Source organism: Bacteroides sp. 44_46 (genome assembly GCF_001915465.1).
In the GTDB taxonomy this organism is placed as follows: Bacteria; Bacteroidota; Bacteroidia; order Bacteroidales; family Bacteroidaceae; genus Bacteroides; species Bacteroides clarus.
In genome coordinates, this window is record NZ_MNQO01000001.1 from 196138 (window position 1) to 209099 (window position 12962).

Below are 12962 nucleotides of genomic sequence, written 5' to 3' on the forward strand. Positions count from 1 at the left end.
TTAAGATGATAAAGCTATAAAGTGACAGGACGATGAATGAGACGGCTAATAAACAGGAAGAGGTGAAAGGCGAAAAGGTAAAAAGACGGACTTCGCTAAAGAACATCATAGGCGGTGACATTCTGGCTACGGACTTTTTCCGTCGTCAGACGAAGCTGCTCGTCCTCATCATGGTTCTTATTCTGTTCTATATCCATAACCGCTACGCCTGCCAGCAGCAGATGATAGAGATAGACAAGCTCAAGAAAGAGCTGATAGACATAAAATACGACGCTTTGACACGCAGTTCCGAACTGATGGAGCGAAGCCGTCAATCGCGTATCGAAGAATATATCGCGACGAAAGAAAGCGATTTGCAGACTTCGACCAATCCGCCGTACTTAATCAAATAAGTATAGGGAATGGAAAACAGACCGGTAAATAGTAAATAGTATAATAGTAAATCGAAACAGCCTTGGCAGTAAACAAGAAAAATATAATGACCCGTTACTTCTTCGTAGTCCTTGTTATGGGACTGATAGGAGTAGCCATTATCGTAAAAGGTACCGTCATCATGTTTGCCGAACGTCAGTACTGGCAAGATGTCGCCGACCGCTTTGTGAAGGAGAATGTTACGGTGAAGCCCAACCGTGGCAATATTCTTTCATCGGACGGTAAATTAATGGCGAGCTCCTTACCGGAGTACCGCATTTATATGGATTTCAAAGCGGGTGGAGAGAAGAAAGACACCATGCTGATGAATCATTTGGGCGAAATCTGCGAGGGATTGCACCGGATATTCCCCGACAAAAGCGCTGCCGAATTTAAAAGGCATCTGCTAAAAGGACGCAAAAAGGGCAGCCGCAATTACCTGATTTACCCGAAGCGCATCTCTTATATCCAGTATAAGGAAGCCAAAAGATTGCCGGTGTTCAACTTGAACAAATACAAAGGCGGTTTCCACGAACAGACTTACAACCAACGTAAAAAGCCTTTCGGCTCTTTGGCCGCCCGTACGTTGGGCGACCTCTATGCCGATACGGCGCAAGGGGCAAAGAACGGCATCGAGCTGGCATTCGACACGCTGCTGAAAGGACGTGACGGCATCACCCACCGCCAAAAGGTGATGAACAAATACCTGAACATAGTGGACATAGCTCCCGTAGACGGTTGCGACATCATCTCCACCATCGACGTAGGCATGCAGGATATTTGCGAAAAAGCGTTGATAGATAAGTTGAAGGAAATCAATGCCAGCGTAGGTGTCGCCGTCTTGATGGAAGTACAGACAGGAGAGATAAAAGCCATTGTCAATATGATGAAAGCGGGTGACGGCAACTATTACGAAATGCGCAACAATGCCATCAGCGATATGCTGGAACCGGGCTCTACCTTCAAGACCGCCTCTATCATGGTAGCCCTTGAAGACGGAAAGATTACTCCCGACACGGAAGTCGATACGGGTAACGGCATCATGATGATGCACGGCCGTCCGATGAAAGACCATAACTGGCACCGGGGCGGATATGGCAAAATCGATGTGACACGTATCCTGGAAGTATCATCCAACATCGGCGTTTCCTATCTTATCGACAAGCATTACAGCGACAATCCGCAAAAGTTTGTAGACGGATTGAAGCGTATCGGCATAGACCGCCCGCTTCATCTGCAAATAGCCGGAGAGGGCAAGCCTAACATCCGCGGTCCGAAAGAACGCTATTTTGCCAAGACCACGTTGCCCTGGATGAGTATAGGATACGAAACGCAGGTACCGCCGCTGAACATACTGACTTTCTACAATGCCATCGCCAATAACGGCACAATGGTACGTCCGAAATTCGTGAAAGCGGCTGTGAAAGACGGCGAGGTTGTGCATGAATTCCCTACGGAAGTCATCAATCCTAAGATTTGCTCGGACAATACGCTGACGCAGATACGGGAGATTCTGCACAAAGTAGTCTCCGAAGGTTTGGCCAAGCCGGCCGGAAGCAAACAGTTTGCCGTAGCCGGCAAGACGGGTACGGCGCAGATTTCGCAAGGCGCCGCCGGATATAAGGCGGGACGGGTGAATTATCTCGTCAGCTTCTGCGGATACTTCCCGGCAGAGGCTCCCAAATACAGTTGTATCGTTTCCATACAGAAACCGGGACTTCCGGCATCGGGCGGTTTAATGGCGGGCAGCGTATTCAGCAAGATTGCGGAAAGGGTATATGCCAAGAACCTGCGGTTCGATATACGCAGTGCGATAGACAGCACCACGAATGTGATTCCCGCGGTAAAAGCGGGAGAGATGAACGAGGCGTTGCGTGTGCTCAACACATTGGATGTTCCGGTGCAGAAGCAGTTCGAGGCACAGAAAGGGCGAGAGTTATGGGGACACAGTCAGGTCGCCCCGTCTGCCGTTATCCTGCAAAATCAGAAAGTTTCCGCAGGCATAGTGCCCAGCGTAGTGGGTATGGGGGCTAAAGATGCCGTTTATCTGCTGGAAAGCAAGGGGCTTAAAGTACGCCTCAACGGCATCGGCAAAGTAAGAAGCCAGTCCATTGCAGGTGGAAGCCGGCTGGTAAGAGGTCAGACGATAGCCTTGACGTTACGTTAATATAAGAATATACATATATATAATAAGGTATGAAATTAACCGAACTATTAAAAGCGATACAACCGGTACAAGTTATCGGCAGTACGGAAAAAGATATAACAGGAGTAAACATCGACTCCCGTTTAGTTGCGGCCGGACATTTGTTCATGGCAATGCGCGGCACGCAGACCGACGGGCACGCATATATTCCGACAGCCATTGAGCAAGGCGCTATAGCCGTACTGTGCGAAGACATGCCGGAAGAACCCAACCCCGATATTACATATATCCAGGTAAAAGACAGCGAAAATGCGGTAGGTAAGGTTGCCACCACCTTCTACGGCGACCCCACTTCCAAAATGGAGTTGGTAGGCGTAACCGGCACTAACGGCAAAACAACCATTGCCACCTTATTATATAATACATTCCGTTATTTCGGGTATAAAGTCGGACTGATTTCCACCGTATGCAACTACATCGATGACCAGCCCGTTCCAACCGAGCACACCACTCCCGACCCGGTTACCCTTAACCGCCTGTTGGGTGAGATGGCAGACTCCGGATGCAAATACGCATTCATGGAAGTCAGCTCCCACTCTATCGCGCAGCAGCGCATCAGCGGTCTGAAGTTTGCCGGCGGCATCTTCACCAACCTTACGCGCGACCACCTGGACTATCACAAGACTGTTGAAAACTACCTTAAAGCAAAGAAGAAATTCTTCGATGATATGCCAAAGAGCGCGTTCAGCCTGACCAATCTGGATGATAAGAACGGATTGGTCATGACTCAGAACACACGCTCGCGCGTATATACTTATTCATTGAGAAGCCTCAGCGACTTTAAAGGGAAAGTACTGGAGTCTCATTTTGAAGGCATGCTGCTCGATTTCAACAATCACGAGCTGGCCGTACGTTTTATCGGCAAGTTCAATGCTTCCAACCTTCTCGCCGTATTCGGCGCAGCCGTGTTATTAGGCAAGAAAGAAGAAGATGTGCTTGTTGCCCTCAGCACTTTACATCCTGTAACAGGCCGATTTGATTCTATCCGCTCCCCGAAGGGCATCACCGCCATTGTAGATTACGCCCACACTCCGGACGCTCTGGTGAATGTACTGAATGCCATCCACGACGTATTGGCAGGCAGGGGAAAAGTGATAACCGTAGTTGGCGCAGGTGGCAACCGCGACAAAGGGAAACGTCCTATCATGGCCAAGGAGTCCGCCCGTCTGAGCGACCGTGTTATCATCACTTCCGACAATCCCCGCTTCGAAGAGCCGCAAGACATCATCAATGACATGCTGGCAGGCTTGGACAAAGACGATTTGGAGAAGACAATCAGTATCACCGATAGGAAATACGCCATAAAGACCGCCTGTTTGCTGGCGCAACCGGGAGACGTTATCCTCGTTGCCGGCAAAGGACACGAAAACTATCAGGAGATAAAAGGTGTGAAGCATCATTTCGATGATAAAGAAGTACTTAAAGAAATTATGAATTGAGCAGTGTGAATTATGAATTTCAATGCAGCGTATCGTACGATATTCCCCGTATGCATCCCGATTCATAATTTATAACTCATAATTAGAAAAGACATGTTATACTACTTATTCCAATGGTTAGATAAATACGACTTCCCCGGTGCGGGTATGTTCGGTTATACATCTTTCAGGGCGTTAATGGCTATCATCCTGGCATTGCTCATTTCGAGTATCTGGGGTGACAGGTTCATTAATCTGTTAAAACGCAAGCAAATCACCGAGACACAACGGGATGCCGACATCGACCCGTTCGGCGTAAACAAGGTGGGTGTGCCGAGCATGGGTGGAGTAATCATAATCTTTGCCATTTTGATTCCCTGTCTGTTGCTGGGTAAGCTGAACAATATCTATATGATTCTAATGCTTATCACAACAGTCTGGTTAGGCTCGCTGGGATTCGCCGACGACTATATCAAGATATTCAAGAAAGACAAGGAAGGTCTGCACGGTAAATTCAAAATCATCGGCCAGGTAGGCTTGGGGCTCATCGTAGGACTGACGCTGTATCTCAGCCCGCAGGTCGTTATTCGTGAAAACATCGAAGTGGAAAAGCCGGGACAAGGTATAGAGGTAGTACATGCCGCTAAAGAAATCAAAGCTACGCAGACGACCATTCCTTTCTTTAAAAGCAATAACCTGGACTATGCCGACCTCGTATCTTTTATGGGAGAGCACGCCCAAACGGCCGGATGGATATTGTTCGTATTCATTACAATCTTCGTAGTGACCGCCGTTTCCAACGGCGCTAATCTGAATGACGGCATGGACGGCATGGCAGCGGGCAACTCCGCCATCATCGGTCTGACTTTGGGTATACTGGCATACGTATCCAGCCACATCGAATATGCCGGCTATCTGAACATCATGTATATCCCGGGCTCGGAAGAACTGGTAATCTTCATCTGCGCCTTCATCGGCGCCATGATAGGCTTCCTCTGGTACAACGCTTACCCGGCACAAGTATTCATGGGCGATACAGGCAGCCTGACCATCGGCGGCATCATTGCCGTATACGCTATCATTATTCACAAAGAACTATTAATACCGATTCTCTGCGGTATATTCCTCGTAGAGAACCTGTCGGTAATTCTGCAACGGGTATATTACAAAGCCGGCAAACGGAAAGGCGTCAAGCAGCGTCTCTTTAAACGAACGCCGATACACGACCACTTCCGCACCGGCATGAACCTGATAGAGCCCGGTTGCAAAGTGGTATTTACCCAACCGACGCAATTGTTCCATGAATCAAAGATTACCGTCCGTTTCTGGATCGTAACCATCGTATTGGCAGCGATAACAATTATAACGTTAAAGATAAGATAACAATTAAATGAAGAATTATGAATGAAGAATGAAGAATCTGGTTGCGCACTATTACGCTGCATGGCAATTCTTCATTCATCATTCTTCATTCTTAATTATAATAAAGTATGAGTAGAATTGTAGTTTTAGGAGCAGGCGAAAGCGGCGCGGGAGCTGCCGTACTCGCCAAAGTTAAGGGTTTCGATACATTCGTATCCGATATGTCCGCCATTAAAGACAAATACAAGGAACTGCTGGACAGGTATGACATTGCTTGGGAGGAAGGACAGCATACCGAAGAGCTGATACTCAATGCCGATGAGGTGGTAAAAAGCCCCGGTATCCCCAATGACGCGCCGCTGATTCTGAAATTGAAAGAGAAAGGTATCTCTATCATCTCCGAGATAGAATTTGCCGGACGTTATACAAACGCTAAAATGATTTGTATTACAGGTTCTAACGGTAAGACTACCACTACTTCGCTCATTTACCACATTTTCAAGAGTGCGGGACTGAACGTGGGACTGGCCGGAAACATCGGCAACAGCCTCGCCTTGCAAGTAGCAATGGAAAAGCACGATTATTATGTTATCGAGCTCAGCTCCTTCCAACTGGATAATATGTATAAGTTCCGTGCCAATATCGCCGTACTGATGAATATCACTCCCGACCATCTGGACCGATACGATCATTGTATGCAGAAATACGTAGACGCCAAATTCCGCATCACGCAAAACCAGACGCCGGAAGACGCTTTCATCTACTGGAACGACGACCCTATCATCCGCAGGGAATTGGAGAAGCACGGTCTGAAAGCGCATCTCTATCCTTTTGCCGCCGTGAAAGAGGACGGAGCCATCGCTTATGTGGAAGACGGCGAAGTGGAAATCAACGAACCTATCGCTTTCAATATGGAACAAGAGGAACTTGCCCTGCACGGAACCCATAATCTCTATAACTCATTGGCGGCCGGTATCTCCGCCAATCTTGCAGGCATCAGGAAAGAAGATATACGCAAAGCCCTATCCGACTTCAAGGGTGTGGAACACCGTCTGGAAAAGGTGGCGACCGTACGCGGCATCCAGTTCATCAACGACTCCAAAGCGACCAATGTCAATTCTTGCTGGTATGCTTTACAAAGCATGACAACCAAGACCGTACTGATTCTTGGCGGCAAAGACAAAGGCAATGACTATACCGAAATAGAAGACCTGGTACGCACCAAATGCTCGGCCTTGGTTTATTTGGGGCTGCACAATGAAAAGCTGCATGAGTTCTTCGACCGTTTCGGGCTACCCGTTGCCGATGTGCAAACCGGTATGAAAGATGCGGTAGACGCAGCTTTCAAACTGGCGCAGAAAGGCGAAACGGTATTATTGAGTCCCTGTTGCGCCTCATTCGACCTCTTCAAGAGCTACGAGGACAGAGGCGACCAATTTAAGAAATACGTAAGAGAGTTATAAATGGATTTATTAAAAAGCATATTCAAGGGAGACAAAGTAATCTGGATTATCTTCCTCTTCCTTTGCCTCATCTCCATCACAGAGGTGTTCAGTGCGGCCAGTACGCTTACCTACAAAAGTGGCGACCACTGGGGGCCTATCACTCAGCACAGCATTATCCTAATGGTGGGCGCTGTGATTGTGGTACTTATGCACAACATTCCCTATAAATGGTTCCAGGTATTTCCCGTCTTCCTGTTACCGGCTTCCGCGATACTGCTGGTGCTGGTCATGATGATGGAACGTATCAATGGCGCGGCGCGCTGGATGACATTCATGGGTATACAGTTCCAGCCCTCGGAGATTGCAAAAATGGCGGTTATCATCGTCACGGCTTTCATCCTGTCCAAAGGGCAGGACGAGGACGGCGCCAATCCGAAGGCGTTCAAACGGATTATGATAATAACCGGGATTATCTGCCTGCTCATTGCTCCGGAGAACCTGTCCACAGCCGCACTGCTGTTCGGAGTAGTCTTTTTGATGATGTTCATAGGACGTGTCTCCGCTAAAAAACTGTTGATACTGATTGGCGGTTTGGCATCGGTGGGTGTTATCGCCGTAGCTTTCCTACTGATGACAAAGAACAGCGATATACCTTTCCTGCACCGGTTTGATACGTGGCGTGCCCGTATCGAGAAATTCACGAGTGACAAGGAAGTACCCGCCGCCAAGTTCGACATAGACAAAGACGCGCAGATAGCCCACGCACGCATCGCCGTTGCCACCAGCAATGTTGTAGGCAAAGGTCCGGGTAATTCCGTACAGCGGGACTTCCTGAGCCAGGCATTCTCCGACTTCATCTTTGCCATTATCATCGAGGAGCTCGGACTGGTAGGAGGAGTCGTAGTTGTATTCCTCTACATCTGCCTGTTGATACGTGTAGGGCGTATCGCCAAGAAATGCGACCGTACCTTCCCCGCCTTTCTCATCATCGGCATAGCCCTGTTACTGGTGTCACAGGCCGTCTTCAACATGATGGTAGCCGTGGGGTTGGCTCCCGTTACCGGACAACCGCTACCGCTTATCAGTAAGGGCGGTACTTCTACGTTGATAAACTGCGCCTATATCGGTATGATATTGAGCGTCAGCCGATATACAGCCAAACTGGAAGAACAGAGGGAACATGATGCGCAAATCACCATGCAGGTAGAAACCGGCAGCGGAGACGAGAGTACTTACAGCGAGGCGCAAAGCGCCGCAGAGCCGACAGCCAAAATGCTGAACAGCGATGCAGAATTTGAATAAGATTAATTATCAGTAGTAGCAAATAGATGAACTCAGATATGGAAACAAAGAATAGCAAGCCGCGCATTATTATCAGCGGTGGCGGCACAGGCGGACACATTTTCCCGGCTGTATCCATCGCCAACGCGATTAAGGAGTTGCGTCCCGATGCGGAAATCCTGTTTGTAGGCGCAGAAGGGCGTATGGAGATGCAGCGTGTACCCGATGCCGGTTACAAGATTATCGGTCTGCCCGTAGCGGGTTTCGACCGCAAACACTTGTGGAAGAACTTTGCCGTATTGATGAAACTGGCGCGCAGCCAATGGAAAGCGCGCAGAATCATCAAGCAATTCCGTCCGCAGGTGGCGGTAGGCGTAGGCGGCTATGCCAGCGGCCCGACCCTGAAAACGGCGGGAATGATGGGAGTACCGACTCTGATACAGGAGCAAAACTCGTATGCAGGCGTCACCAACAAGCTGCTTGCCAAGAAAGCCTGTAAAATATGCGTTGCCTACGAAGGCATGGAGAAGTTCTTCCCCGCAGAGAAAATCATCATGACCGGCAATCCTGTTCGTCAGAATCTGTTCGGACATTCCGTTTCGCGCGAAGAAGCCGTACGCTATTTCAGTTTAGACCCGTCCAAAAAGACTATCCTGATATTGGGCGGCAGCCTCGGTGCGCGAACCATTAACCGGACTTTAACCGCGGGTCTTGACATCATCCGGCAGAATCCCGATATACAGTTCATCTGGCAAACCGGTAAAATATACATCGACCAGGTAAGAGACGCCATCACCACAGCAGTCGGTGAAGCCGTACACCATCCGCATATCAACGCCATTCCCAATCTGTATGTAACAGATTTCATCAAAGACATGGCGAATGCCTATGCGGCGGCCGACTTGGTAATCTCCCGTGCCGGTGCAGGTTCCATTTCAGAATTCTGCCTGCTGCACAAGCCTGTAATCCTTGTTCCGTCGCCCAATGTGGCGGAAGACCACCAGACCAAGAATGCGCTGGCGCTCGTCGATAAAGACGCCGCTATCTATGTGAAGGACGTGGAAGCCCAGGAGAAACTTCTGCCCGTGGCATTGGCAACCGTAAAAGACAGTGATAAGCTGAAAGAATTGAGCAACAACATCGCCAAACTGGCATTACCCGACTCGGCAACAATCATTGCCAAAGAGGTGCTGAAACTTATTAAATGACAAGTACATGAATATAGAGACCATAAAATCCGTTTATTTCGTCGGCGCCGGCGGCATTGGCATGAGCGCGCTGATACGCTATTTTCTTTCCAAAGGCAAATTCGTAGCAGGGTATGACCGCACGCCGAGCGCGCTGACCGAGCACCTGATTGCAGAAGGCGCACAGATACATTACGAGGAAGACGTCACCCTTATTCCGGAGAATTGCAAGGACAAAGGAAACACATTGGTTGTGTACACCCCTGCCATCCCCCAAGAGCATGCCGAGCTGGCGTACTTTCATGAAAACGGTTTTGAGATACACAAACGCTCCCAAGTGCTGGGCACCATCACCCGCAGCAGCAAGGGACTTTGCGTTGCCGGCACTCATGGAAAGACTACCACGAGTACAATGGCCGCACACTTGTTTCACCAGTCGCATATAGGCTGTACCGCTTTCCTCGGCGGCATTTCCAAAAACTACGGAACAAACCTGCTCCTGTCGCAGACCAGCCCGTATACTGTGATTGAAGCGGACGAATTCGACCGTTCCTTTCACCGGCTCTCTCCTTATATGAGCGTCATCACCGCCACAGACCCCGACCATTTGGATATATACGGTACATGCGAAGCCTATCTTGAAAGTTTCCGTCACTACACCACCCTTATCCAACCGGGAGGCGCATTGATTCTCCGTAAAGGCCTTGCCCTGCAACCGGACGTGCAACCGGGAGTAAAGATATATACCTACTCCCGCGACGAAGGAGACTTCCATGCAGAGAATATCCGCATCGGCAATGGTGAAATCTTCATAGACTTCGTTGCTCCGGACACCCGTATCAACGACATCCGGCTTGGCGTACCCATCGGCATCAATATAGAAAACGGCGTAGCCGCCATGGCGCTCGCCCACCTGAACGGAGTTACCGACGAGGAAATCAAACAAGGAATGGCAAGTTTCCGCGGAGTAGACCGCCGCTTCGACTTCAAGATTAAGACGGACAAGCTCGTATTCCTCAGCGACTACGCTCATCATCCTGCCGAAATCGCGCAAAGCGTAAAGTCCATCCGCGAGCTTTACAAGGACAAGAAGATAACCGCCATCTTCCAACCGCACCTCTATACCCGTACCAAAGACTTCTACAAGGACTTTGCAGACAGTCTTTCCCTATTGGACGAGGTGATTCTGACGGAAATCTACCCTGCCCGCGAACAACCCATTCCCGGTGTCAGCAGCCGGCTCATTTATGACAACCTGCGTCCGGGTATCGAAAAGTGTATTTGCAAGAAAGAAGATATTCCGGCCCTGCTTGCAAAGAAACCTATCGAAGTGCTGATAGTGTTGGGCGCCGGTGACCTGGATAACTATGTGCCTTCCATAACCCAGTTGCTCGAACAGCGGGCAAACAGTGAATCGTAAATCGTCAAACAGTAAATAAGCCTATGATTAAACGGATTTTACTTTCTATCGTCCTGCTGCTTATCCTCGCCTATCTGGTGGTAGCCATTACCGCTTTCAACCGAAAGCCGGCGGGTCGGGTGTGCCGCGATGTAGAGTTGGTCATCAAGGATACGGTATACGCCGGTTTCATCACGAAAAAGGAAGTGGCCGCCATGCTGGAGAAGAAAGGCATCAGCCCCATAGGCAAGAACTTAGACCGTATACGCACCAAGACTTTAGAGCAGGTACTCTCCAAACATCCGCTCATCGACGAAGTGGAATGTTACAAGACGCCAAGCGGCAAACTCTGTATCGAAGTAACCCAGCGCATCCCTATCCTGCGGATAATGAGCGCCAACGGCGAAAACTACTATCTGGACAACAAAGGCACCGTGATGCCGCCCGATGCAAAGTGCGTCGCCCACCTCGCCATTGTGACCGGAAACGTAGAAAAGTCGTTTGCCATGAGGGATTTATATAAGTTTGGTGTATTTTTGCAAAAGAATTCGTTCTGGGACGCACAAATCGAGCAGATTCATGTATTACCCGGCAGGAACATAGAGTTAGTACCGCGTGTAGGCGACCACATCATCTACCTCGGCAAACTTGACGACTTCGAACGGAAACTGAAACGGGTAAAGACATTCTACGAGAAAGGCTTAAACAAGGTAGGCTGGAACAAATATTCCCGTATCAGTGTTGAGTTCGGTAACCAGATTATCTGCACGAAAAGAGAATAGTTTCCGCGCAGCAAACAATAGACAGTAAATAGTAAAATAGTAAATAAGATAGTTATGGCAACAACAGATTTCATCGCCGCTATTGAGTTGAGTTCTTCCAAGATTTCCGGTATCGCAGGAAAGAAGAACAGTGACGGAAGCATTCAGGTGTTGGCTTACGCACGTGAAGATGCATCCTCGTTCATTCACAAGGGTGTCATCTACAATATCGATAAGACAGCGCAGGCATTGACTTCCATCACCAACAAGCTGGAAAGCCAGCTTAACAACTCCATTGCCAAAGTATACGTAGGCATCGGCGGACAGTCATTGCGCACAGTAAAGAATGCGGTGAGTCGTACACTGGAAGAAGAGGGCATCATCTCGCAAGAGCTGGTAGACTCCATCTGTGACGAGAACCTTGAAGTGCCGTTGGCAGACATGAGCGTACTGGATGTAGCCCCTCAAGAGTATAAGATAGACAACAACCTTCAAGCCGACCCGGTAGGAGTGGCGGGACAACACATCACAGGACAATTCCTCAACATCGTAGCCCGCGCCTCACTCAAGAAGAATCTGGAACACAGCTTCGAGCAGGCAAAGGTAGAGATAGCCGACCTTCTCATCGCTCCGATAGCCTTGGCAAACGCCGTTTTAACGGAAAACGAGATGCGTTCGGGCTGTGCATTGGTGGACTTCGGCGCCGATACGACTACCATTTCAGTCTACAAGAACAATATTCTCCGCTACTTGAGTGTATTGCCATTGGGCGGAAACACCATCACCCGTGACATCACCTCGCTGCAAATGGAAGAGCAGGATGCCGAAAAGCTGAAGCTGCAATACGGCAACGCCCTTTACGAAGAAGAGGAGGAGAGCGAAACTCCCGCCGTATGTACGACGGACGACGGACGCGCCATCGAACTGACTACGCTGAACAACATCATCGAAGCCCGTGCCGAAGAAATCCTTGCCAACGTATGGAACCAGTTACAGCTCTCCGGTTATGAAGACAAACTGTTCTCCGGAGTGGTATTCACCGGCGGCGGCGCCAACCTGAAGAATATTGAAGAAGCGTTCCGCAAGCAAAGCAAGATAGAGAAAATAAAGACGATGCGCTTCGTGCATAACACCATTCACGGTTTCAGTGACGTGCTGGCCAAAGACGGCATGCAGAACACGTTGCTCGGCCTTCTTGCCGCAGGCAATGAGAACTGCTGCCTGCAAGAGGTAAAACCTGCGCAACCGGCCGGTAATCCCACACCCAAACCCGTTGACATGTTCGGCAACGACGAAGCCCTGAAGGAACAGGAAGCCGCAGCCCGTGCCGCCAAAGCTCAACGCGAGAAAGAGGAAAAGGAGCGCAGAGAGAAGGAGCGTAAAGAACGGGAAAAGAAAGAAAAAGAGAAGAAGAAAGGTCCCAGCTGGTTTGAAAAGACCTTCAATAAGCTCTCCAACGAGATTTTCTCAGACGACGATATGAAATAATTAA

General features: G+C 49.3%; 10 protein-coding genes. All 10 read left to right on the forward strand.

Annotated elements, in window-relative coordinates:
* The first annotated feature begins 32 nt into the window (after positions 1 to 32).
* Positions 33 to 392 (forward strand): FtsL-like putative cell division protein, encoded by a 360-nt coding sequence (locus BHV73_RS00740; RefSeq protein WP_009120312.1) that lies wholly within the window; start codon positions 33 to 35, stop codon positions 390 to 392.
* A gap of 86 nt (positions 393 to 478) precedes the next feature.
* Positions 479 to 2578, forward strand: a complete 2100-nt coding sequence (locus BHV73_RS00745; RefSeq protein WP_087413124.1) for a PASTA domain-containing penicillin-binding protein — start codon at positions 479 to 481, stop codon at positions 2576 to 2578.
* A gap of 29 nt (positions 2579 to 2607) precedes the next feature.
* Positions 2608 to 4056 carry a UDP-N-acetylmuramoyl-L-alanyl-D-glutamate--2,6-diaminopimelate ligase gene (locus BHV73_RS00750; RefSeq protein ID WP_009120310.1) on the forward strand — a complete coding sequence of 483 codons (1449 nt, stop codon included), beginning with the start codon at positions 2608 to 2610 and terminating at the stop codon, positions 4054 to 4056.
* Positions 4057 to 4149: 93 nt separating this feature from the next.
* Positions 4150 to 5418, forward strand: a complete 1269-nt coding sequence (gene mraY / locus BHV73_RS00755) for a phospho-N-acetylmuramoyl-pentapeptide-transferase (RefSeq protein ID WP_009120309.1) — start codon at positions 4150 to 4152, stop codon at positions 5416 to 5418.
* A 107-nt stretch (positions 5419 to 5525) separates the two neighbouring features.
* A complete protein-coding gene (gene murD, locus BHV73_RS00760) occupies positions 5526 to 6860 on the forward strand; it encodes a UDP-N-acetylmuramoyl-L-alanine--D-glutamate ligase (RefSeq protein WP_009120308.1) in 1335 nt (444 codons plus the stop codon).
* Complete coding sequence (locus BHV73_RS00765; protein ID WP_278423840.1) at positions 6861 to 8144, forward strand: FtsW/RodA/SpoVE family cell cycle protein; 1284 nt, start codon at positions 6861 to 6863, stop codon at positions 8142 to 8144.
* A gap of 38 nt (positions 8145 to 8182) precedes the next feature.
* A complete protein-coding gene (murG, locus tag BHV73_RS00770; protein WP_118046442.1) occupies positions 8183 to 9331 on the forward strand; it encodes an undecaprenyldiphospho-muramoylpentapeptide beta-N-acetylglucosaminyltransferase in 1149 nt (382 codons plus the stop codon).
* A gap of 7 nt (positions 9332 to 9338) precedes the next feature.
* A complete protein-coding gene (gene murC / locus BHV73_RS00775) occupies positions 9339 to 10730 on the forward strand; it encodes a UDP-N-acetylmuramate--L-alanine ligase (protein ID WP_286735949.1) in 1392 nt (463 codons plus the stop codon).
* A gap of 23 nt (positions 10731 to 10753) precedes the next feature.
* Entirely contained in the window at positions 10754 to 11491 is a 738-nt protein-coding gene (locus tag BHV73_RS00780; protein WP_281695838.1) for a cell division protein FtsQ/DivIB, read from the forward strand.
* A 54-nt stretch (positions 11492 to 11545) separates the two neighbouring features.
* Complete coding sequence (ftsA, locus tag BHV73_RS00785) at positions 11546 to 12958, forward strand: cell division protein FtsA (RefSeq protein WP_009120302.1); 1413 nt, start codon at positions 11546 to 11548, stop codon at positions 12956 to 12958.
* Positions 12959 to 12962: the final 4 nt, after the last annotated feature.

Bases quoted from the DNA above. Each gene is read 5' to 3' on its own strand.
- BHV73_RS00765 (WP_278423840.1), top strand. From the start codon at position 6,861: ATGGATTTATTAAAAAGCATATTCAAGGGAGACAAAGTAATCTGGATT.
- murD (WP_009120308.1), top strand. From the start codon at position 5,526: ATGAGTAGAATTGTAGTTTTAGGAGCAGGCGAAAGCGGCGCGGGAGCT.
- mraY (WP_009120309.1), top strand. From the start codon at position 4,150: ATGTTATACTACTTATTCCAATGGTTAGATAAATACGACTTCCCCGGT.
- murG (WP_118046442.1), top strand. From the start codon at position 8,183: ATGGAAACAAAGAATAGCAAGCCGCGCATTATTATCAGCGGTGGCGGC.
- BHV73_RS00780 (WP_281695838.1), top strand. From the start codon at position 10,754: ATGATTAAACGGATTTTACTTTCTATCGTCCTGCTGCTTATCCTCGCC.
- BHV73_RS00740 (WP_009120312.1), top strand. From the start codon at position 33: ATGAATGAGACGGCTAATAAACAGGAAGAGGTGAAAGGCGAAAAGGTA.
- ftsA (WP_009120302.1), top strand. From the start codon at position 11,546: ATGGCAACAACAGATTTCATCGCCGCTATTGAGTTGAGTTCTTCCAAG.
- murC (WP_286735949.1), top strand. From the start codon at position 9,339: ATGAATATAGAGACCATAAAATCCGTTTATTTCGTCGGCGCCGGCGGC.
- BHV73_RS00750 (WP_009120310.1), top strand. From the start codon at position 2,608: ATGAAATTAACCGAACTATTAAAAGCGATACAACCGGTACAAGTTATC.
- BHV73_RS00745 (WP_087413124.1), top strand. From the start codon at position 479: ATGACCCGTTACTTCTTCGTAGTCCTTGTTATGGGACTGATAGGAGTA.